Genomic DNA, 20,082 nt, shown 5'->3' on the forward strand with positions numbered 1-20,082 from the left:
GATAAGTTCCGCAGCGAGTGGAACGGCCAGCACGTCGCGGCGCTGGCGAAGGTCTCCCAGGCGCTGCAGGAGGCCAGCCGGCTGGCCGGCCGCAATGCCACCGAACAGGAAAGCGCCTCCCGCTGAGCGGCCCCCGCACATTCTCAGGAACGGCCCGGACGCAGCAGCGTCCGGGCCGTTCCTGTGTAAGCCTTTAAGGCACGGGTTCGACGTCGTTCGCGTGATCCAGCGAAGCCGGCACAACCGCCGTGCGCAGTTCATCCACGCGGACCAGCACCACCCCGCCGACAATCAGGAGCCCGCCCACAAGCTGGATGGGTCCCGGCAGTTCGCCGAGCAGGATCCAGGCCCAGAGGACGGCAAAGAGCACTTCCGTCAGCGACACGAACGACGCCACCTTCGATCCCAGGGCCCGCGCCGCCACAATGCCGGAGACATAGGCAACGACAGTGGCAAGGACAACGAGCCCGCCCAGCGCCACCCACCAGGGCGCCACCCACGGACCCAGCCTGGTATCTGCCGCGCTGACCGCCATCGGCAGCAGCCCGGTGGCAGCCGCGAGCCACATGACGACGGCGCCGACCATCAGGCCTCCGGATGCCAGGACCATCGCCGGGAGCGTGTCATTTTGCTTCGCTGTGATGAAGAAATAGACGGCGAGACACACCGCAGCAGCGATCCCCCACAAGACGCCGATCAGGTCGATCTTCACGGCACCTGTGAGGTCCAGGACCAGGACCAGCCCGCCCAGGGACAGGAGGGTGCCCGCGATGGTGAGCGGCCTGGGCCGTTTCCTGCTCGCCGCCCAGAGCCACAGCACGATCAGAACGGGCGCGAGGTACTCCAGCAGGAGTGCGACGCCGACCGATAGCCGGGACACAGCGTTGAAGTAGAACAGCTGGCAGGCCGCGACGCCAATAAGGCCGAAGAGGACGATGGTCAGCCGGTTGTCCTTGAGCTGATGCCAGCGCCCTCGCAGGGCCCGGACGGCCGGGACCGCCAGGATGAGTGCAGCGCCGGTCAGGCGGGCGGTCACCGCGGCGCCGGGTGTCCAGCCGGACTCCAGGAGTGCCTTGGCAAACGAGCCGGACAGCCCGAACACGGCAGAGGAAAACAGGGCGACACCCAGACCGGAAGCCATGAAGCCGGACGCGGCCTGGACCTGTGTGGCGCCCGGCCTTGCGGCAAGATCAGCAACCGGGGCTTCGGTGTGGTGGCGTGCGGCAGACACGGGCTGCCTCCTGTCAGGAGTAAAGTGGGTTTATGGTCATGACAGTACGCCCGGGCAAGGTAAGGAGTCAAGATGGTTTTTGCCCCTGACACGGAAATTGCCTTGCGTTCGGTGGTGAACCTGATCAACACCGCGGCCAACGGGGAAGAGCATCTGGCCACGGTGGACGACCTGGACCGTTTTCTTGCGGCCGAGGGATTCTCGGGCTGGCGGGCGCGGGATGTGGGCGAACTGGCCAGCGTGCACCGGCTCCGGGAACAGCTCGCCAGGCTCTGGCTCGCCGATGAGAACAGTGCCGTGGAGACCGTCAACCGGCTGCTCAGGGACGCCCGCGCGCTCCCCCAGCTGGTCAAGCATGACGATTGGGACTGGCATCTGCATGCCACCACGCCGGAGGCTCCGCTGGCGGACAGGATGAGCACCGAGGCGGCAATGGCTCTCGTCGACGTCATCCGCAGCAAGGAGATGGACCGCCTGCTGGTGTGCGCTGCCGAAGACTGCGACGCCGTCGTCCTGGACCTCAGCCGCAACCGCTCGAAGCGGTACTGCGACACCGGCAACTGCGCCAACCGCGCACATGTAGCCGCCTACCGGGCCCGGAAAGCCGCTTCGTAACGGCGCACGCTACTAGCGGCGGCGGGCCCCGGCGGCGGACAGGCCCGGACTAGCGCGCGTCGTCGGGAGTCCCGTCAGGGGCGCCGTCAGCTCCGGTGCCGCGCTGCGCGGAGTAGCCGCCGTGACCGGAAGACGGGCGCTTGGAGCTCAGGTTGACCCCGGATCCCTTGCCCAGGTGCTCGGCGTTGTCCTTGTAGCTCATCGAGAGCATGGCGGCGATTACGAGCGTCACGATGAATGCGATACCAGCGCCGGTGAAGGCGAGGTCGAACCGGGGCGAGCGTGAGCTGCCGCCCGAGGCGAAGATCAGGACGCCGAAAAAGGCGAGCACTGCCCAGAACGCGGAGAACATGAGCGGTCCCTTGACCGAGGTCCGCAGGCTGCGCGGTTCTCCGGATTTCTGCTGTGCCAAGGTACATTCCTCCTGCAGCCAGCGCCCGGCAGGCGTGGCAGTAATGATGCCGCAATTGTTCTACGCAGGGTAGAACCTGTCGGTACTAGTTTACGGCCTCCACGGATTCGCCCCGCCCATCGTGCCGCAGGGTCAGTCCGGCGAGCATCCACAGCACGCCGCCGATGATGGCGCCGCCGCCCATGACGCCCAGGAGCGCGTGCGCCCCCAGGCCGATGAAGAACGGCAGCGCGATCGCAGTGCCGAGTCCGATCACGCCGGAGTAGATCCAGTCACGCGCCAGCACGGAACGGCCGCGGCCGGCGATGCCCGCACAGACCTCGGCCGCGCCCGCAACGCCCAAACCCACGGCCCCTATGGTTCCGAAAACAAGGGCGCCGGGGATCAAAGCCACTGCCGCGCCGGCTCCCGCCAGAACGGCACCGCCGGCGGCGAGGGTCCGGCCCGGGAGCGCCCCGGGGTGGAGTCCGGCCTTTTTGAGGCTCCAGATCAGCACCACGCCGGTGGCCAGCAGGTAGAGTCCGCCGGACCAGCCCATTCCCGCCTCGGAGGGAGCGGCCCAGAACACCGTCACGGCACCGAATACCAGCGCAACGGTGGCGCGGACAAGCACGGGCCTCCAGAGGTCCGCCGCGGCGGGCAGGACAGGGGACGCGTCAGGGGCTGAGGGAAGGGTCACCCGTCCAGTTTAGTGTGCGGCGGATCCGGTACGGGCCGCCCGTCGGCACCCGAAGCCAGCCGATCCGACGCCAGCGCGCGCCCCGGTCAATGGGAACCAAGCACCATCCACCGGTCTGTTCGGGCCCGGAGGCCCAGTGTGAGCGCCCTGGCCAGCATGTAACCGAGCGAGAATGCCGCCCACAGCCACAGCAGCCCCGCGCCTCCCTCGGCGCCGGAGAGGCGGACAGCCAGCAGCAGCGGCAGGTAGACGGCCAGGTTGACGACCCCGGCGATGGCCAGGTAGCGCGCATCGCCGGCGCCGATCAGGACGCCATCGAGGACGAAGACATATCCGGCGATCGGCTGGCCGGCGGCGAGGACCCAGACTGCGAGCGTCAGCGCAGACCCGACCCCGGCGTCGGAAGTGAACACCGGCCCGACCCACGGGGCAGCCAGTGCCAGAAGGAGTCCGGCGAGGGCCCCAAAGCCGATGCCCCAGCGGATCATGGTGCGCGTCAGCGCCCGGGCCATGTCCGGATGGGCGGCACCCAGCTCCTTACCGATCAGCGCCTGGGCGGCCACCGCGAGGGCATCCAAGGCGAACGCGAGGAACGTGAAGATGGTCATGGCGAGCTGGTGGGCGGCCAGGTTGACGGGCCCCTGGGCGGTGACGACGGCGACCGTGGCGAGGATCGCAATGCGCAGGCTGAGCGTCCGCAGCATCAGCCATGAACCGACCTTCGTCATGGCGCGGATGCCGCTCCAATCCGGCAGCGGGGAAACGTTGTGGCGCCGGGCATTGCGCTGGACCATCACGACATAGACGAGCGCCATGGCCCACTGGGCGATGCTGGTGCCGCCGGCGGACCCGATAACGGACCAGTGGAATCCGTAGACCAGGACCAGGTTCAGCACGATGTTCAGCGTGAAACCGGCAGCGGCAACGGCCAGGGGGGTCCGGGTGTCCTGCAGTCCCCGCAGCACGCCGGTCCCGGCGAAGATGAGCAGCATTGCCACCAGCCCGGGCATGGACCAGCGCAGGTAATCCACGGCATAGACCCGCACCGCGCCGCGCGCTCCCATCAGGTCCAGGAGCGGCTCCGCGGCGAGGAACCCGGCCAGGGCCAGGACGGTTCCCAGCAGGAGGGCCAGCCAGACGCCGTCGCGCCCGGCCGCGAGGGCTTTGGGGAGCTGGCCGGTGCCGATGGCCCGGGCGACGGCCGGCGTTGTGGAATAGGCAAGGAACACCATGAGCCCCACCGCCGTGTGAAGCACCGCGGACGCGAGTCCGACGCCGGCCAGCTGGGCTACTCCGAGATGGCCGACGATCGCCGAATCGGCGAGCAGGAACAGCGGCTCCGCGATCAGGGCGCCCAGGGCCGGCACGGCGAGGCGCAGGATTTGCCGCCTGTGGCCGGCGAAGGCAGGCAACGTCACTGGGGGCGGAGAAGATGCGTGCACGGACCAACCCTAACGGGCCGGGCAGCGCTGCACCGGCACGCAACCTAACGTCATTTAGTTGACTATTCAACTAAATGACGGAAAACTCGAAGTTGAACCTACAACTTGTTTCCTTCCGGGGCCCTTCCCCGGCAGCACCCCGACTCCTGGACGGCACATCACATGAATCAGCCCGCACTCGCCACCTCGGCGCGCACCATCCTGCGCGTGATCACCGGATTCCTGTTCGCTGCCCACGGCTGGCAGAAATTCAACGAGTTCACCATCGCCGGAACCCAGGCCGCGTTCTCACAGATGGGCGTTCCGGCCGCCCAAGTGACTGCGCCGGTCATCGCCACGCTCGAACTGCTCGGCGGGCTCGCGCTGATCCTGGGTGTGCTCACCCGGGTCTTCGCCGTGCTTCTCGCCGCGGACATGCTGGGGGCCTTGTTCCTGGTCCACGCCTCCGCCGGCGTCTTCGTCGCAACCGGAGGCTACGAACTCGTGCTGCTGCTGGCCGCCGCAGCCCTGGCCGTTGCACTCGTCGGCGCCGGAACGTTGTCCGCGGACCGCGCGCTCTTCGGCCGCGCCACTTCCAAGCTCCGGATCCTTGCCTAGCCGCCGGTTTCAGCGACTCTGCTGACCCGGACGCCGTCCCGGACCGCATATGGCGGCCGGGGCGGCGTTTGTGTCCTTCCCCGCCACGCCGCGCGCGGCGTGTCAGTAAACTCACAGCATGAGTGAGACATCCGCCAATTCCGTGACCCTGCGCTTCCTGGCGGCCCCCACCGACGTCGGCCACAGCGGGTCGGTCGATGCCGGGACAGTGCTGGAGTGGGTGGACAAGGCCGCCTATGCCGCGGCTGTCGGCTGGGCCAAGTCCTATTGCGTCACCGCGTACGTAGGGAACATCCACTTTGCCGATCCGGTCAACAGCGGCGACATGGTCGAAGTCACGGCAACGATCGTCTACACAGGCCGCTCCTCGATGCATATCCGCACCGTGGTCTCCTCCAGCGATCCGAAGGGAGGCCCGGCCACCATGCGCAGCCAATGCATGGTGATCTTCGTGGCAGTAGCTGAGGACGGCAGGCCCATTCCGGTGCCGCAGTTTGAACCGGCCACGGCCGCGGAGATCGAGCAGCGGGATCATGCGCTGGCGCGGATCAAGGTCCGTGAGGACATCGTCAAGGCCATGAGCAGCCAGGAATATACCGGCGCCGGCACCGCCGAGCGCGTGGTCCTGCGGTTCATGGCCGCCCCGACGGACGTCAACTGGGGTGGAAAGGTCCACGGCGGAATTGTCATGAAATGGATCGACGAGGCCGCCTACGTGTGCGCCTCGCGCTATTGCGGGAGGGACACGGTGGCCGTCTTTTCCGGTGGCGTCCGGTTCTACCGGCCGCTGCTGATCGGCCATGTGGTGGAGGTCGAGGCGCGGCTGGTCTACACCGGCACGAAGGGCATGCACATCGCCGTCCACGTCCGCTCAGGCGACCCCAAGGGTCGCAAACTTGACCTCACCACGTACTGCCTGACCGTGATGGTCGCCCGCGATGCGGCCGGCAACTCGATCCCGATCCCGCAATGGGTTCCGGTATCGGAGGAGGACAAGCGGCTGCATGCCCACGCCCGGGAGCTGCTGGAAATCCGCGGCCGGGCGCCAGGGAACAGATTGCCCACCCACCTGCTGGCGGCGGGCAGACACCAGCCTGGTCCGGTACCGGGGATCGGCTAGAAGCCGCCGCCACCGGCGTCGGCTGCCATGTTGGCAAACCGCGAGTAATGGCCCTGGAAAGCCACCACAATGTCCTTTGTCGGGCCGTTGCGGTGCTTGGCGATCAGGATGTCGGCCTCACCGGCACGGGGCGATTCTTTGTCATAGACGTCCTCACGGTGCAGCAGGATCACCATGTCGGCGTCCTGCTCGATGGAACCGGATTCGCGGAGGTCCGAGACCATGGGCCGCTTGTCCTGGCGCTGTTCCGAACCACGGTTCAGCTGCGAGAGCGCAATGACGGGCACCTGGAGTTCCTTGGCCAGCAGCTTCAGCGCACGGGAGAACTCGGAGACTTCCTGCTGCCGTGACTCGACTTTCTTACCCGAACTCATCAGCTGCAGGTAGTCAAGGATCACCAGTTTGAGGTCGTGCTGCTGCTTGAGGCGGCGGCACTTGGCTCGGATTTCCATCAGGGACATGTTGGGGCTGTCGTCAATGAACAGCGGGGCATCATTCATGCGGCCCATCGTCGTGGCGATTTTCGACCACTGCTCGTCCTTGATGGTGCCCTTGCGCAGATCCTGGAGGCCGATCGTGGCCTCTGCGGACAGCAGGCGCATCGCGATCTCGTTCCGGCCCATTTCCAGCGAGAACATGACGGTGGCGAGGTTGTTCTTGATCGCGGCGGAGCGGGCGAAGTCGAGCGCGAACGTGGACTTTCCGACGGCGGGGCGGGCGGCAATGACGATCATCTGCCCCGGATGCAGGCCGTGCGTCAGCTCGTCGAGCTCGTAGAAGCCCGTAGGGACGCCCACCATGCCCTCGCCGCGGTGGCCGGAGGCTTCGATCTCGTCCACTGTGGCCTCCATGACGTCCTTGAGGACCACGTAGTCTTCAGCAGTGCGGCGTTCTGCTACGGCGTAGACCTCGGCCTGGGCCTGGTTGACCAGGTCCTCGACCTCGCCGTCCTGTCCGTAGCCGAGCTGGACGATTTTGGTGCCCGCGTTGACGAGGCGGCGCAGGATTGCACGCTCTGCGACAATTTCGGCGTAGTACCCGGCGTTGGCAGCGGTGGGGACGGTCTGGATGAGCTCGTGCAGGTAGGCCGGCCCGCCGATCCTGTTGATTTCACCGCGCTTGGTCAGTTCATCCGAGACGGTTACGGCGTCGGCCGGCTCGCCACGGCCGTAGAGGTCGATGATGGCCTCGTAGATGGTCTCATGGGCCGGCCGGTAGAAGTCCTGGCCGCGGAGGATTTCGACGACATCGGCGATGGCGTCCTTGGAGAGCATCATGCCGCCCAGCACGGACTGCTCGGCGGGGATGTCCTGCGGCGGCTTGCGGCTGCCTTCGGATCCCCGCGTGCCCTCGATCGAGTCCAGATGCGTAACTGACAAAACTGCCGTCCTCCATTGTGTGCCGCGGCGGATCACTCTTCGCCGCAGCGCGTAAGCCATGTGCCTTGGTGGCCATTAGCGTCAAACCAGGCCCACCGTCCGCCTAATTACTATCAGCCGGCACCGACAGGATCCGGCCGCGCTGTGTGAACTCATCGTGGAGCGACGAGCGCATTTCCGTATCCGAGCCCGATATCCAGCTACGTTATCCCCCGAGTCCGCTGACACCAACCCGGTCGGCGCGCCCCCTTGTGGATAACCTGTGCACTAGTGCGTGCTGCTTGTGCACAGCCTGTGGGAACACCTGTGGATAGAAAAATAATTCGCCGCGAAATCCACGGTTGACCTGCGGATACACTCGATTCACCTTGTGGACACAAAACTATTTTGGCAGACGTTCATCCACAGCCTCTGGCGCGGAGCTGGGGATACCGGCGGGGATCGCGGCCACATCTTCTGCGCAATTGCCGCATTTTATGACCGTCCTCACGGGCGGCGGGCAATATTGACTGCTGGCGTGTACCGCTGTATGGCATCATCGGAACATGCTGTGGATAACTGCTATCGGGCATAAGCTCTAGTCATGGGCGATGTACTGCTGGTCATCTTTCCTGCCCTCGTTCTGACGGCAGTTCTGTGGGGGTTCGCCACGGCACTCAAGCCACGGGATTTTGGCATCTCGGACGCTGAGCGGTATCAACAGGAACTGGCTGTGCGGTCCCAGGCCCACTACGCAGCACAGGTCCAGGCCGCAACGGCAGCGCGGGCCCGCGTCGATGCGGCCACACGGCCCAGCCAGAACGAACAACAGCAGTCACAGCAAGCGGATCATGCCCGTGCGGCCCTGCGGGCCCAGGGCGCCTCCTCGCCTGCTGCGGGGCAGCCCGGCTACCAGGGCGCGGTATTGCCCGGCGGGGCGCTGAACCCCCAGTTCGCCCTCCAACTTCAGTCGCTGGCGCGCAGCGGCAAGAAACTCCAGGCCATCAGGCTGCTGCGCCAGGCAACCCGTTCAGATCTTTTGACCGCCAAGAATTACGTAGATCGGCTGTAGTACATGGAATCCCTGCTCATTCCCATCCTGATCCTGGCACTCGTCGTCGCCGGGGTGCTGATGGCGGCCAGGGCCTGGGGCCGCCGTCGCGACCGGCCACGGCCCGAAGCCATGCCGGAACCGGGGCGGGACCCCGCCGAGCTCGCCCGCACCGCGGCGGCCAAACTGAACCAGGAGCAGCACCGCCGCCTGTACGCGTTGATCGCCCAGGGACAGGCCATGGCCGCCATCAAGCTCTACTTCGAGGCCACCGGGGAGGGCCTGCGCGCCTCCCGCGACGCCGTCGGCGCCCTCGCAGCGCACCCGCAGACCTTCCGCACACCGGAGGTCCCCGAGCCCGACACGAGCGACGACGACGACACCCCGCAGCGTTTCCCCTACCGCTACCGCGCGATCGCCAGCAAGGGGGATGTCACCCGGGAAGTGAGCAGCAACATGCTCAACGACGAGATCTACGGCCGGATCCGCACCCTGGCCAAGAGCGGCGACACCGAGGCGGCCGCAACAGCGCTCACCCGCCACTCGGATATCTCCATGAAGCAGGCCAGGGAATTCATCGCGCTGCTCGACGACTAGGGCAGTTCATGTCGGTATCCCCGGCGGCAGGCCCTGGCTACTGCCCGCCCGATATCCCGGCGAGCAGCTGTTCGAAGGGCAGGGACTCCAACGCCGCCGCCTTCTGCTGCGGTTGTGCGTCCTGCAGCAGGCGGACGAATTCCCCCGACGCGCGGTCGATCCGCACCGAAAGCGGCGAGCCGCCGCCGTCGTTGTTTCCCCAGTCCTGGGCGCCGGCAAAGACCGCGGTGGCCGCGATCCGGGTGCGCAGGTAGGTGAACAGGGGCCGCATGGCGAAGTCCAGCACCATCTGATGACGGTCCGTGCCGGCTGTCGCTCCCAGCAGCACAGCCTTGCCTTCCAGGGACTTAGGGTCCAGGACATCGATGAACGACTTGAACAGACCGCTGTAGGAGGCGCTGAACACGGGGCTGACCGCAATAATGCCGTCCGAGGCGTCCACGCCGGCGATCACTTCCGCCAGCCGCGGGGCGGCGTAGCCGGTCACGAAGTTGTTGGCAATGTCCACTGCGAGGTCCCGCAGTTCCACGACGTCGATCGTCACGGCGTAGCCGGCTGCCGCGAGCTGGCGTTCGGCAGAGGCTGCCAGCTGGTCCGCCAGCAGGCGGCTCGACGACGGGACGCCGAGTCCGGCGGAGAGGACGGTGATGCGGCGGGATTCCACGGAGTGCTCCTAGTGTCAGGCATATCTAACAGTAATACATGCATTTGCATCTACCTGTAGAAGCGGGGGTCGGTGTCCTTTATTCCCGCCCCATTCCCGCCGCTTCACCCCGCCCGTTGTGCTACCACGTCCGGTCCCTAAATTGTCCCTAAACGGCCCGAATGACAACCACAACTGACAGGACATCGGCCTTAACGCAGAGGGCCCCCACCTCCGGTTCCTTGAAAGGAATCCGAAGGCGGGGGCCCTCGAGCAGTTCAGGACTGCGCAGCCGGTAAGGGCTACTTGCCTGCGACTACGTCGAGTTCGATGACTGCGGCAACGTCGTCGTGAAGACGGACGTTGGCCTGGTAGGAACCGACCGACTTGATGTGTGCCGGCAGTTCAACCTTGCGCTTGTCGATGCGGCCAAGGCCAGCGGCCTCAACTGCGTCGGCCACGTCGGCCTGCTTGACGGTGCCGAACAGGCGTCCGGTCTCGCCAGCCTTGACGACGAGCTTGACCGGCTTGGCGGAGAGTGCAGCGGCCTGCTTCTGAGCGTCTTCCAAGGAAGCGTGCTCGCGGGCAACGCGGGCAGTCTTGATGGACTCAACCTGCTTCTCGCCGCCCTTGGACCAGGTCAGGGCGAAGTTGCGGGGCAGCAGGTAGTTACGTGCGTAACCGTCCTTGACCTCGACAACGTCGCCAGCAGCACCGAGACCGGTTACTTCGTGGGTCAGAATGAGCTTTGCCATGTTAGTTAATCCCTTCCTTAGCCGCGGCCAGCGCCGGAGTAAGGCAGCAGAGCAACTTCGCGGGCGTTCTTGATTGCCTGGGCGATCTTGCGCTGTTCCTGCACCGTGACGCCAGTGACGCGACGGGCGCGGATCTTTCCGCGGTCGGAGATGAACTTGCGCAGCAATGCTACGTCCTTGTAGTCGATGACAGTGATGTCAGCGGCCTTCAAGGGGTTGGACTTTGGTTTGGGCTTACGGAGTTCAGCCTTAGCCATCGTGGAGCTCCTATTCGATGGAGCCCGTGGATATTGATCCACGGGATGGTGGTGATCCGACGTCGGTCTGCACCCGTCCGCCTTGCAGCGTCCCGGCGGTTCCGTCAATCGAACCTTAGATGTTGTTTAGAAGGGAGGTTCGGAGTCCGGGCCGTTGCCCCAGCCGCCACCTGCATTGCTGACCCCGGGCGTGGCCCAGGGGTCATCCTGCTGTGCGGGCTGGTTGCCGCCCCAGGTTCCACCGGAGTTGCCGCCCTGGTTTCCACCAGAGCCGCCACCGAAGCCGCCGCCGCTGTTGCCGCCGCCGAAGCCACCCTGGGCGCCGCTGCCGGCACCCCCACCGCCGGAGCGCTGGGTGCGGTTGACCTTGGCATTGGCGTAGCGCAGGCTCGGGCCGATTTCATCGACCTCGAGCTCGATAACGGTGCGCTTCTCGCCTTCTTTTGTTTCGTAGGTACGGCTCTTCAGGCGACCGGAAACGATCACGCGCATGCCCTTTGTCAGGGATTCGGCGACGTTCTCGGCTGCTTCCCGCCATACCGACGCGCGGAGGAACAGGGTTTCCCCATCCTTCCACTCGTTGGACTGGCGGTCGAAGGTGCGGGGCGTAGAAGCGATGGTGAAATTCGCTACTGCCGAACCTGACGGTGTGAACCTCAGTTCGGGGTCATTGGTGAGATTACCGATGACCGTAATAGTGGTTTCGCCTGCCATCTACTGCCTCCTTGTTCGTTCCTGCGGGGATGAAGAGTGAAAATCGAAGCTGAAATTACTCAGCAACAACTTTCTGTACTTCGGGGCGGGTGATCTTGGTGCGCATGATGGTCTCATTGAGACTCAGCTGGCGGTCAAGTTCCTTGGCGGTAGCCGGCTCAGCGGTGAAGTTCACCACGGCGTAGATACCTTCAGACTTCTTCTGGATTTCGTAGGCCAGGCGACGACGGCCCCAGATGTCAACCTTTTCGATGGTTCCACCATCGTTGGTGATGACACTCAGGAACTTCTGAAGCGTTGGCTCAACGGTACGCTCTTCGACCTCGGGGTCGATGATTACCATCAATTCATAAGGACGCATATGTGAACCCACCTCCTTTGGGCTAAGCGGTTACGGCATTTCCGTAACAGGAGGTTCATTTGCGGTGCCGCGCGTTGCCCGGTCACCGGAGCGGGGACAGGGCGCAGCACAGACTTCAATATCCTAGTGCATCCGGGCCCATTTCGGCGATTCCGTGCCTGTCCACGGTAGGCGCCGCCGCCGACGGGCGGGAAGCTGCGCAGGCCTCCATGTGGATAACCCGGAGCGCGGATGTCCGGTGCGCGGGACACGGGCCCGCTCTGTGCCATGATCGGGGAATGAACTCCGGATCACCGCGCCTTGGCACCGTCCGCACCCGGCGGAGCCGCCTGCGTTTTGCCGTGATGCTGCTCGCAGGGGTGCTGGCAGCAACGGCGGCGGCCCTGAGCGGTCACTTGGTGCAGGCTCCGGCGATTGGCTGGAGCAGCGCCGCCTTGACGTACATGGTCTGGGTCTGGCTGGTGATCGGGCGGCTGGAACCCCCGGCGACCCGGTCCCACGCCACTGCCGAGGACCCGTCCCGCAGCACCACTGACCTGCTGATCCTGGGCGCGAACGTCGCCAGCCTGGCCGCGGTGGCGGCCGTCGTCGTCGACTCCCACAGCAATACTGACGGCGCGTCCCGGCTCGGCGGCGGGCTGCTGGCGCTGGCCTCGGTGGCCCTGTCGTGGATGCTGGTCCAGACCCTCTTCACGCTCCGCTACGCCCAGCTCTACTACAGCACCGGCCCGAAGGCCGGCGCCGAGGTCGGCGGCATCGACTTCAACCAGACCCGGCCGCCGCAGTACACCGACTTCGCCTATCTGGCCACGAGTCTCGGAATGACATACCAGGTCTCGGACACCGCCCTGAAGAACCATGGCATCCGTGCGGAGGCGCTCAAGCACAGCCTGCTGTCCTACCTCTTTGGCACAGTCATCCTGGCCGCAACCATCAACCTCGTGATCGGTCTGACTGCCTAGGGCTCGCGCCGCCTAGGCCGCGGTCCGGAAGAAGTGCTCCGTCACCGTCGCCAGCCGGTGGGGATCCTCCACCCCGCACAGTTCGCGGGCTGAGTGCATGGACAGCAGGGGCACGCCGACGTCGACCGTCCTGATGCCCAGCCGGGTGGCCGTCAGCGGGCCGATGGTGGAGCCGCAGGGCATCACATTGTTGGACACGAATTCCTGGTACGGGATGCCGGCAGCGGTGCACAGACGCGCCCAGAGGGCAGCGCCTGGAGCGTCGGTTGCGTAGCGCTGGTTTGCGTTGATCTTCAGCAGCGGGCCGCCGTTCAGCGCCGGACGGTTGGCCGGGTCGTGCCGCTCGGCGTAGTTGGGGTGCACGGCGTGGCCGGCGTCGGCGGAGACGCAGAACGACGCCGCGAAGGCCTGCCGCCGCTGGCTCGCCGAGGCCCCGAGCCCGTCGGAGATGCGCACGAGGACATCCTCAAGGATCGGTCCGCAGGCACCCGAACGGGAAGCCGAGCCGATTTCCTCGTGGTCGAAGGCTGCCAGCACCGCGATCGGAGCGCCGTCGGGCACCGGCCTTGAGGCGTGGGCGATCAGCGCCGTCAGCCCGGCGTGTGTGGCGGAAAGGTTGTCCAGCCGGCCCGAGGCGAAAAACTCGCCCTTGGCGCCGAAGACCCCGGGAGCCTGGGTGTCCGCGATGACGATGTCGTAGCCGCCGATCTGCGCGGGATCCACGTCCGCGCCCCGGACGTGCCCGGCGAGCAGGCCCAGCAGGTCGGCCCCGGCCGGGTCGCCGAGCCCGAAGACCGGGTTCATGTGCTGTTGTTTGTCCAGAGCCAGTCCCTCGTTCACGGCCCGGTCCAGGTGGATTGCGAGCTGGGGGAACCGCAGCAGCGGACCCGTGGCGGTCAGGTGTTGCGTACCGTCGAGCATCACCAGGCGCCCGGCCAGCTGGAGTTCGCGGTCCAACCACGAGTTCAGCAGGGGTCCGCCGTAGACCTCGACGCCGGCCTGGAGCCAGCCGAACTTGCCGGTCGTCGGCTTCGGCTTGAGTTTGAACGACGGCGAGTCCGTGTGGGCGCCCAGGATGTTGAAGGCGGTGGTGGGCCCGGCCTCCGCCGGCGTCACCCAGGCGATGAGGGCGCCGTCGCGGATGACATAGTGCTTGCCGGCGGCCTCCGCGGCGCCGCCCGCGGTCCCGTCCCACGCCTGCAACTCGTCCAGGCCGGTGAAACCCGCCTCGTCCAGCCGCCGGGCCGCCTCGTGCACTGCGTGGAAGCTCGACGGCGACGCAGTGACATACGCGCCAAGGTCATGGATGTGGTCTGCGGCGCTGGTCGGTGTTGGCATGGCTCCGAGTCTAGCCCCGCCCAGGTCTTGCACCGGGCCACACCCGGACATGCCCTCCCCCGGCGTCGGGGCGTGGACATAGTGCCGCTATGCCCATCCCTGGGCGTCGGAGGAGGGCATGTCCCGTGGGAGTTACGACGCCGGACGGCCGGCGGCGGCGGTTTCTTCGAGGTCGGTTTCGGCGGCGTCGGGCGCGGCAGTGCGTCCCGTGACAGGCATGGCGGAAGCGGTGCCGGTCTTGGTGTCCGGCGCGGCCGAACCGGTGCCGGACGTGCCAGGCATCCCAGACGTGGCGGCAGCGCCGACGGCGGCCTTCGTGCCGTGCTTGCGGTACCGCCAGAGGCCGATCCCCACCACAACGGCGCCGAGGGCCAGCGAGAGCAGCAGGGATTCGCGGGTCGATTCCAGGATGACCATGCCGATCAGCAGGGCAACGATGCTGATGATGGCCACCCACGTCAGGTACGGGAAGAGCCACATCTTCAGCTCCAGATCCTTGGCGGCCGCGCCCATGCGGCGGCGCAGGATCAGCTGGGAGCCTGCGATCACGAGCCAGACGAACAACGCGATGGCGCCGGAGGTGTTGACGAGGAACAGGAAGACCGTGTCCGGGGCGATGTAGTTCAGGCCGACGGTGATGAAACCGACCACTGTGGAGGCGAGCACTGCGGCGGCCGGCACGCCGCGCTTCGAGATCCGCATCCAGGCCCGGGGAGCGTCGCCGCGGCGCGACAGGGAGAAGAGCATGCGGCTGGCAGTGTAGAGGCCGGAGTTCAGGCAGGAGAGCACCGAGGTCAAAACGACGATGTCCATGATGGTGCCGGCGCCGGGGATGCCGAAGAGCTCGATCACCGCGACGTAGGGGCTCTTGGCGACGGTGGCGGAGTTCCACGGAAGCAGGGTGACCACAATGGCGATGGAACCGATGTAGAAGACGAGGATGCGCCAGACGGTGGACTTCACGGCCTTCTTGACGGCGTCGACGGGGTTCTCGGATTCGCCGGCGGCAATCGTGGCGATTTCGGCGCCGAAGAAGGAGAAGACGACCACGAGGATGCCGGCAAGCACCGCACCGGGGCCGTTGGGCATGAACCCGCCGTTTTCGATGAGGTTGCTCAGGCCGGGTGCCGGCACGCCGGGAATGAGGCCGAGGATCGCGGCCACGCCGAAGATCAGGAACAGCACGATCGCCGCGACCTTGATGGAGGCGAACCAGAATTCAAACTCGCCGTAGGACTTCACGGAACCGAGGTTGGTCAGGGTCAGCAGGATCATCAGGGCGAGGGCCCAGACCCACTGGTCGATGCCCGGCACCCAGCGGTGCATGATGGCGGCGCCGGCCGTGGCCTCAATGCCGAGCACGATGATCCAGAACCAGGCGTAGAGCCAGCCGATGCTGAACCCTGCCCAGCGGCCCAGGGCCTTGTCGGCGTAGGTGGAGAAGGAGCCGGTCTCGGGGTTGGCCGCGGCCATTTCGCCCAGCATTCGCATCACCAGAATGACCACGATTCCTGCCGCGGCGTAGGCGACGAGGATGCCCGGGCCGGCCTGCTGGATGGCTGCACCGGACCCGACAAACAGTCCGGCGCCGATCACGCCGGCGATGGCGATCATGGAAAGATGCCGTGGTTTCAGGGATTTTGAGAGCTGCTGGTCAGCGTGCATGGAAGCGCCGTCCTTCGGGTGATTGTCTGGGCAGGCCTGTGCGGTGAGGCGTGGCCCTCGTGTCTACAGCGGGCCGTGTGCCGCGCCACATCGTCGTCTCACACTAGACCGGCACACCACGGCCGCCGTTGTGCATTCCCACAAATGACGCCGTTCCATTCAGGGCGGGACTCTAACGCGGCACAGTAAAGCGCAACGGAAGTTGACCCCGGGGCAATTTTGTAATGTGCCTGAAACCACTGCTTCACGGCTACCGGTCAGTACTCCGTGCTGCTGGGGACCACCAGTCCGGCCTCGTAGGCGTACACCACGGCCTGCACACGGGTCCCGGACCACAAGCCGGCCGAGACGTTGGATCCCCAGGGGTGCAGCAGGATGACCGCCAGCTCCAGAGCGGCCACGGCAGCCACCACCGGCACCGGCTGACCACGCCTGAAGAACAGCGCCGCGGCAGCGACCGCCAGCAGCGCTACGACCGGCCACGCGCCGTCGGTCGCTGATTCCACGGCGGTGGGAGTAACCAGGAGCAGGTAGCAGAGCCCCACGAGGGCATCCAGCACCCGCGGATGCAGGAACAGGTACCGCCGGAGCCTGCCCCGGCGGCGGGCGGCGATGTCAGTGAAGGACGCGTCACCCTGGCTGGCTGGCGCGTCCTTCACGGGCAAGGCGTCGATCATGCTCTGAGCCTAGACGGTGGGCTTTGGGTCCGGCCTAGACATCGCGCCTCTTCAACAGGAAGCCGGCGAGCAGGAGCGGAAGGACAACCCAGGCGCCCAGGACGAGGGCGGCCTGCCAGGCTTCCAGGGTGTCAGGCACGTGTTCCGCTGCGGTGAGGGGGCTGACCGTGTTCCCGGGCAGGTACTTCCGGGCTTCCACGAAGAAGTCGCCCGGAATCAGCTGGAACGCGATCGGGGCGACGAAGAACAGGCCCACCAGGCTCATGATGCCGCCTGCCGAATTGCGGATCAGGGTGCCCAGGGACATCCCGATTGCGGCGACGGCGGCGACGTAGATGCTGTTGACGATGAGCAGTTTGACCGACTGCGGGCTGCCCAGATCCAGCGTGAGGTTGTAGTTGTCGAGGATCGGGACGGAGACGAGTCCGGCGAGCAGTGTGGAGAAGCCCGTGATGACGAACGAGGTCAGCACAACGACGAGCAGCTTGGCCGCGAACGCCGGAATGCGCTTCGGCACTGCGGCGAAAGTGGACCGTGCCATGCCGGTGGTGAACTCGGAGCTCATCAGCAGCACGCCAAGTGAACCGAGGATCAACTGGGCAAAAGCGATGCCGGAGGTCGGCACGCTGACCGCGAGGTCGCCGCCCTGGGCCGCGATCCTGGCGGCGGCCTGCGGGTCCCTGCCTGCCGCCTGCGAGAACTGGCCTGTTCCCCAGGCGGAAAGGGCGCCGAAGCCCACCATGACAAGGACGGTGGCGCCGAGCAGGATCAGCGTGGACAGCAGGGTCCGGAACTTAATGAATTCGGAGTTGAGTACGCGCAGGAAGCTGGGTCCGGGACCGGAGCTGCTGCCGTCGCCGGAGCGTTCGGGGCGGACATCGGTGCCGGCGTGCGCGCCGCGGCGCGAAGGTGTGGGTTCGAGAGTAGTGGAGCTCATGGCCTAGTTGCCTCCGGACTGGACGGGAGCGGCGGCACCCGAGGTGATCAGCGAGTGGTATTCGACTTCATCCTTGGTCAGTTCCATGTAGGCCTCCTCGAGGCTGGCCTGAAGCGGGGTGAGTTCGTAGATCATGACATGGCTGTCGAGAGCGGTGCGGGCAATCTGCCGCGGATCCAGGCCCTTGACCTCCAGCAGTTCGTTCTCCTGGACCTCAACAGAGACTCCGGTCCCGGCCAGCAGATTCACGAGCCGGTCAGGCTGGTCGGTGCGGACGCGGGTGCGGCTCTGGCCCTTGCCGGTGATGATCTCCTGGATCGGCGCATCGGCGATGATCCGTCCGCGGCCGATCACGATCAGGTGGTCCGCCGTGACGGCCATTTCACTCATGAGGTGGCTGGAGAGGAACACCGTGCGTCCCTCAGAGGCGAGGTATCTGACGAGGTTGCGGACCCAGACCACACCCTCCGGGTCGAGGCCATTGACGGGCTCGTCCAGAATGATGGTCTGCGGATCGCCGAGCAGCGCGGCGGCGATCCCCAGCCGCTGGCCCATGCCGAGCGAGAAACCCTTGACCTTTTTCTTGGCCACATCGGCCAGGCCGGTCATGTCGATGACCTCGTGCACGCGCGTCTTGGGGATGCTGTGCGTTGCCGCCATGGCGAGCAGGTGGTTGTACGCGGACCGGCTCGTGTGCACGGCCTTGGCGTCGAGCAGGGCGCCGACGTCGCGCAGCGGAGCGGCGTGACGGGCGAAGGGGGAGCCATTGACGGTCACCGAGCCCGACGTCGGCCGGTCCAGCCCCATAATCATGCGCATGGTGGTGGACTTGCCGGCCCCGTTGGGACCCAGGAAGCCGGTGACGCGGCCGGCTTCGACCGTGAAATTGACGCCGGCGACGGCGGTCTTGTCGCCATAAACTTTGGTCAGGCCTCTTGCTTCGATCATGGAAGCGTTCCTTTGCGTAGCAGGGGATTTCCGGACCGCCGTGATCAATGGTCCGGGCTACACCCCACGCTACAGACGCAGCCCGTGCATTTCGACGGTCTCAGGGATGATTCAGGGGCGAGGTCAGGGTAGTCCGGGAGGATGACTCGGGAGCAGACTCAGGGTGCCGGCGAGTAGTACGTCAGCTCCCCGCGCCGGACCGTGAAGTCGACTCGCCGCACGCCGGGCATGACCTCGCCGTCGACAGCCAGGACCATGGTCGAATTCCCCGGCTCCACGGTGATCTTGTCCGTTTCGGTCAGGTGCATGATCTTGGAGGTGGCCACGGTTCCCGTCAGCACCGCCCAGAGCAGGCGAAGCCGCGCAAAGGACTCGTCGGCCGTGATCAGCCGCAGGTCCAGGACGGCATCGTCCAGCACGGGACGCACGAGCGGGGCGTGGTCGCGCGGGTAGTACCGGCCGCGGCCGATGTACATGATCCAAAGCCTGTGCCGGACGCCATTGACGATCAGCGTAGTGGGGGTGCCTGCGGCGAAGGTCCTGAACATCGCCACCACACCGGCCAGGGGCTTACCCAGCGCCGGCTGAAGCTGCTCCCGGCGCCGGACCAGATTCGGGTAGAGTCCGATGCTGGCAGTGTTGAGCATGGTCAGCTCGAGGTGTTCGGGGCTGTCGGGAAGGCCGCGTTCGACGGCCACGTGCCCCACGTCGGCCAGCGCGGCTTCACCCCGGGAGGCCGCTGCAACGGCAGCCTCCAGCGTGGGCGTTCCGGCATCGCGGGCAAAGTGGTTCAGCGTTCCGCCCGGCAGGACGAGCAGCGGAAGGGAGTGCTCGACGGCGGCAGCAGCGGCAGTACCGACGGTCCCGTCGCCGCCCCAGACGCCGAGGGCCACGATGCCGGGCCGGGTTGCCACGCCGGCTATTCCCGTAGCGACGTCCTCGTCCTGGGCGATCTCCTTAATATACGCTTTGGGGAATACTTTCTGGAGGGCGTCCGCGGTCTCGTCGGCGTAAGAACCACCGAGGGTGTTCACGGCGATGCCCAGCCCGTGCCCGTCGGGCAGCTCGACCGTCCGGACGGCGGTGCGGCGGGTGTCCGGGAACGGGGGGCGGACCGGCCACCACTTTCTCGTCACCATCGCGGCCCCCGCGCCGATCGCCGAGCCGAACAGTACGTCGGAAGGCCAATGCGCTCCGGTATGGACCCGGGAGTAAGCGACACCCGCGGCGGCGGGTGCCAGTGCGACCCCCAGGGCCGGGCGCACCATTCCGACGCCGAGCGCGAACGCGACGGCTGAAGCGGAGTGGCCGGAGGGCATGGACGAACTCGTGGGCTGCGGGTGGACGAACCGGAAGGTTGGCAGGTGCTCTGGAAGGGGGCGCGCCCGGGGCAGCAGGGACTTGAAAACCAGATTTGTGACACCGGACGCCACACCTTGCGCCAGGACGCCGTGGAGGGCAGCGCGCCGGGTCTTCCCCGGCACCAGGGCCAGGACGCCGGCAATCCCGAGCCACAGTTTTCCGTTATTCGCGGCCGCGGACAATCCCCGGAAGAACTCGTCGTGGCTCCCGCCCGGCAGGGCCGACACAGCCCGCACCAGTCTGCGGTCGAACTTCTCGAGCCGGCCCGGCGCTTTCCTCAGCATGCTTCGCATCTGTCCACCTTACTGCCCTGCCAGGGGGCGCGGCCGGTGGATGGGGCGATCACCCCGAGTGCTGGCCC

22 protein-coding genes are annotated in these 20,082 nt (G+C 66.5%); 6 read left to right on the forward strand and 16 right to left on the reverse strand.

The window, feature by feature from the left end:
* Positions 1 to 193 precede the first annotated feature (193 nt).
* Positions 194 to 1,141, reverse strand: coding sequence for an EamA family transporter (locus AC1DES_RS16790; protein WP_476896878.1), 948 nt, complete (start codon positions 1,139 to 1,141; stop codon positions 194 to 196).
* 162 nt (positions 1,142 to 1,303) lie between these two features.
* On the opposite strand from AC1DES_RS16790, the gene AC1DES_RS16795 reads away from it, so the two are divergent.
* On the forward strand, positions 1,304 to 1,846 hold the full coding sequence (locus AC1DES_RS16795) for a CGNR zinc finger domain-containing protein (protein WP_476896841.1): 543 nt from the start codon (positions 1,304 to 1,306) through the stop codon (positions 1,844 to 1,846).
* Between the two features lie 49 nt (positions 1,847 to 1,895).
* On the opposite strand, the gene AC1DES_RS16800 is transcribed toward AC1DES_RS16795, so the two are convergent.
* The 3 genes from AC1DES_RS16800 to AC1DES_RS16810 all read right to left on the reverse strand — a co-directional run bounded on the left by AC1DES_RS16800 (position 1,896) and on the right by AC1DES_RS16810 (position 4,379).
* Positions 1,896 to 2,258, reverse strand: a complete 363-nt coding sequence (locus AC1DES_RS16800) for a hypothetical protein (RefSeq protein WP_476896842.1) — start codon at positions 2,256 to 2,258, stop codon at positions 1,896 to 1,898.
* An 85-nt stretch (positions 2,259 to 2,343) separates the two neighbouring features.
* Positions 2,344 to 2,937 carry a hypothetical protein gene (locus tag AC1DES_RS16805; protein WP_476896843.1) on the reverse strand — a complete coding sequence of 198 codons (594 nt, stop codon included), beginning with the start codon at positions 2,935 to 2,937 and terminating at the stop codon, positions 2,344 to 2,346.
* Positions 2,938 to 3,023: 86 nt separating this feature from the next.
* A complete protein-coding gene (locus tag AC1DES_RS16810) occupies positions 3,024 to 4,379 on the reverse strand; it encodes an MATE family efflux transporter (protein WP_476896844.1) in 1,356 nt (451 codons plus the stop codon).
* Between the two features lie 162 nt (positions 4,380 to 4,541).
* On the opposite strand from AC1DES_RS16810, the gene AC1DES_RS16815 reads away from it, so the two are divergent.
* Together AC1DES_RS16815 and AC1DES_RS16820 are read left to right on the forward strand one after the other, a co-directional pair.
* Complete coding sequence (locus AC1DES_RS16815; RefSeq protein WP_476896845.1) at positions 4,542 to 4,976, forward strand: DoxX family protein; 435 nt, start codon at positions 4,542 to 4,544, stop codon at positions 4,974 to 4,976.
* 118 nt (positions 4,977 to 5,094) lie between these two features.
* On the forward strand, positions 5,095 to 6,096 hold the full coding sequence (locus AC1DES_RS16820; protein WP_476896846.1) for an acyl-CoA thioesterase: 1,002 nt from the start codon (positions 5,095 to 5,097) through the stop codon (positions 6,094 to 6,096).
* Here the strand turns inward: AC1DES_RS16820 and dnaB are convergent.
* On the reverse strand, positions 6,093 to 7,475 hold the full coding sequence (gene dnaB, locus AC1DES_RS16825) for a replicative DNA helicase (RefSeq protein WP_476896847.1): 1,383 nt from the start codon (positions 7,473 to 7,475) through the stop codon (positions 6,093 to 6,095). The two genes, AC1DES_RS16820 and dnaB, sit on opposite strands and share 4 nt — an antisense overlap.
* Positions 7,476 to 8,058: 583 nt before the next feature.
* Between dnaB and AC1DES_RS16830 the strand changes: the two genes are divergently transcribed.
* Together AC1DES_RS16830 and AC1DES_RS16835 are read left to right on the forward strand one after the other, a co-directional pair.
* Entirely contained in the window at positions 8,059 to 8,526 is a 468-nt protein-coding gene (locus tag AC1DES_RS16830) for a hypothetical protein (RefSeq protein WP_476896848.1), read from the forward strand.
* Positions 8,527 to 8,529: 3 nt separating this feature from the next.
* Positions 8,530 to 9,102: a hypothetical protein gene (locus AC1DES_RS16835; protein ID WP_476896849.1), complete on the forward strand. Its 573-nt coding sequence runs from the start codon at positions 8,530 to 8,532 to the stop codon at positions 9,100 to 9,102.
* A 37-nt stretch (positions 9,103 to 9,139) separates the two neighbouring features.
* Here AC1DES_RS16835 and AC1DES_RS16840 read toward each other — a convergent pair whose 3' ends face one another.
* The 5 genes from AC1DES_RS16840 to rpsF all read right to left on the reverse strand — a co-directional run bounded on the left by AC1DES_RS16840 (position 9,140) and on the right by rpsF (position 11,832).
* A complete protein-coding gene (locus AC1DES_RS16840; protein WP_476896850.1) occupies positions 9,140 to 9,766 on the reverse strand; it encodes an FMN reductase in 627 nt (208 codons plus the stop codon).
* 281 nt (positions 9,767 to 10,047) lie between these two features.
* The gene (gene rplI, locus AC1DES_RS16845; protein WP_476896851.1) at positions 10,048 to 10,500 is read right to left on the reverse strand and encodes a 50S ribosomal protein L9; all 453 of its coding nucleotides are present in this window, start codon (positions 10,498 to 10,500) and stop codon (positions 10,048 to 10,050) included.
* Between the two features lie 17 nt (positions 10,501 to 10,517).
* Complete coding sequence (gene rpsR / locus AC1DES_RS16850; RefSeq protein WP_003800144.1) at positions 10,518 to 10,757, reverse strand: 30S ribosomal protein S18; 240 nt, start codon at positions 10,755 to 10,757, stop codon at positions 10,518 to 10,520.
* A 126-nt stretch (positions 10,758 to 10,883) separates the two neighbouring features.
* Positions 10,884 to 11,471, reverse strand: a complete 588-nt coding sequence (locus tag AC1DES_RS16855) for a single-stranded DNA-binding protein (RefSeq protein WP_476896852.1) — start codon at positions 11,469 to 11,471, stop codon at positions 10,884 to 10,886.
* Between the two features lie 55 nt (positions 11,472 to 11,526).
* Positions 11,527 to 11,832 (reverse strand): 30S ribosomal protein S6, encoded by a 306-nt coding sequence (gene rpsF / locus AC1DES_RS16860; RefSeq protein ID WP_232084085.1) that lies wholly within the window; start codon positions 11,830 to 11,832, stop codon positions 11,527 to 11,529.
* Between the two features lie 278 nt (positions 11,833 to 12,110).
* On the opposite strand from rpsF, the gene AC1DES_RS16865 reads away from it, so the two are divergent.
* Complete coding sequence (locus AC1DES_RS16865) at positions 12,111 to 12,794, forward strand: DUF1345 domain-containing protein (protein ID WP_476896853.1); 684 nt, start codon at positions 12,111 to 12,113, stop codon at positions 12,792 to 12,794.
* Between the two features lie 12 nt (positions 12,795 to 12,806).
* Here AC1DES_RS16865 and AC1DES_RS16870 read toward each other — a convergent pair whose 3' ends face one another.
* The 6 genes from AC1DES_RS16870 to AC1DES_RS16895 all read right to left on the reverse strand — a co-directional run bounded on the left by AC1DES_RS16870 (position 12,807) and on the right by AC1DES_RS16895 (position 20,014).
* Positions 12,807 to 14,132, reverse strand: coding sequence for a M18 family aminopeptidase (locus AC1DES_RS16870; RefSeq protein ID WP_476896854.1), 1,326 nt, complete (start codon positions 14,130 to 14,132; stop codon positions 12,807 to 12,809).
* A 132-nt stretch (positions 14,133 to 14,264) separates the two neighbouring features.
* The gene (locus tag AC1DES_RS16875) at positions 14,265 to 15,797 is read right to left on the reverse strand and encodes an amino acid permease (RefSeq protein WP_476896855.1); all 1,533 of its coding nucleotides are present in this window, start codon (positions 15,795 to 15,797) and stop codon (positions 14,265 to 14,267) included.
* Between the two features lie 257 nt (positions 15,798 to 16,054).
* Positions 16,055 to 16,474 (reverse strand): hypothetical protein, encoded by a 420-nt coding sequence (locus AC1DES_RS16880; RefSeq protein ID WP_476896856.1) that lies wholly within the window; start codon positions 16,472 to 16,474, stop codon positions 16,055 to 16,057.
* Between the two features lie 34 nt (positions 16,475 to 16,508).
* Positions 16,509 to 17,411, reverse strand: a complete 903-nt coding sequence (locus AC1DES_RS16885) for an ABC transporter permease (RefSeq protein ID WP_476896857.1) — start codon at positions 17,409 to 17,411, stop codon at positions 16,509 to 16,511.
* A 3-nt stretch (positions 17,412 to 17,414) separates the two neighbouring features.
* Entirely contained in the window at positions 17,415 to 18,359 is a 945-nt protein-coding gene (locus AC1DES_RS16890; RefSeq protein ID WP_476896858.1) for an ABC transporter ATP-binding protein, read from the reverse strand.
* Between the two features lie 158 nt (positions 18,360 to 18,517).
* On the reverse strand, positions 18,518 to 20,014 hold the full coding sequence (locus tag AC1DES_RS16895) for a bifunctional phosphatase PAP2/diacylglycerol kinase family protein (protein ID WP_476896859.1): 1,497 nt from the start codon (positions 20,012 to 20,014) through the stop codon (positions 18,518 to 18,520).
* Positions 20,015 to 20,082 lie beyond the last annotated feature (68 nt).

It is taken from the genome of Arthrobacter sp. 05T442 (assembly GCF_056395945.1).

Coding starts and splice junctions, on each gene's coding strand:
- AC1DES_RS16890 (WP_476896858.1), bottom strand. CDS start 18,359: ATGATCGAAGCAAGAGGCCTGACCAAAGTTTATGGCGACAAGACCGCC.
- AC1DES_RS16885 (WP_476896857.1), bottom strand. CDS start 17,411: ATGAGCTCCACTACTCTCGAACCCACACCTTCGCGCCGCGGCGCGCAC.
- rpsF (WP_232084085.1), bottom strand. CDS start 11,832: ATGCGTCCTTATGAATTGATGGTAATCATCGACCCCGAGGTCGAAGAG.
- AC1DES_RS16820 (WP_476896846.1), top strand. CDS start 5,095: ATGAGTGAGACATCCGCCAATTCCGTGACCCTGCGCTTCCTGGCGGCC.
- AC1DES_RS16795 (WP_476896841.1), top strand. CDS start 1,304: ATGGTTTTTGCCCCTGACACGGAAATTGCCTTGCGTTCGGTGGTGAAC.
- AC1DES_RS16880 (WP_476896856.1), bottom strand. CDS start 16,474: ATGATCGACGCCTTGCCCGTGAAGGACGCGCCAGCCAGCCAGGGTGAC.
- rplI (WP_476896851.1), bottom strand. CDS start 10,500: ATGGCAAAGCTCATTCTGACCCACGAAGTAACCGGTCTCGGTGCTGCT.
- AC1DES_RS16830 (WP_476896848.1), top strand. CDS start 8,059: ATGGGCGATGTACTGCTGGTCATCTTTCCTGCCCTCGTTCTGACGGCA.
- AC1DES_RS16855 (WP_476896852.1), bottom strand. CDS start 11,471: ATGGCAGGCGAAACCACTATTACGGTCATCGGTAATCTCACCAATGAC.
- AC1DES_RS16815 (WP_476896845.1), top strand. CDS start 4,542: ATGAATCAGCCCGCACTCGCCACCTCGGCGCGCACCATCCTGCGCGTG.
- AC1DES_RS16870 (WP_476896854.1), bottom strand. CDS start 14,132: ATGCCAACACCGACCAGCGCCGCAGACCACATCCATGACCTTGGCGCG.
- AC1DES_RS16895 (WP_476896859.1), bottom strand. CDS start 20,014: ATGCGAAGCATGCTGAGGAAAGCGCCGGGCCGGCTCGAGAAGTTCGAC.
- AC1DES_RS16835 (WP_476896849.1), top strand. CDS start 8,530: ATGGAATCCCTGCTCATTCCCATCCTGATCCTGGCACTCGTCGTCGCC.
- AC1DES_RS16865 (WP_476896853.1), top strand. CDS start 12,111: ATGAACTCCGGATCACCGCGCCTTGGCACCGTCCGCACCCGGCGGAGC.
- AC1DES_RS16790 (WP_476896878.1), bottom strand. CDS start 1,141: ATGGCTTCCGGTCTGGGTGTCGCCCTGTTTTCCTCTGCCGTGTTCGGG.
- AC1DES_RS16875 (WP_476896855.1), bottom strand. CDS start 15,797: ATGCACGCTGACCAGCAGCTCTCAAAATCCCTGAAACCACGGCATCTT.
- rpsR (WP_003800144.1), bottom strand. CDS start 10,757: ATGGCTAAGGCTGAACTCCGTAAGCCCAAACCAAAGTCCAACCCCTTG.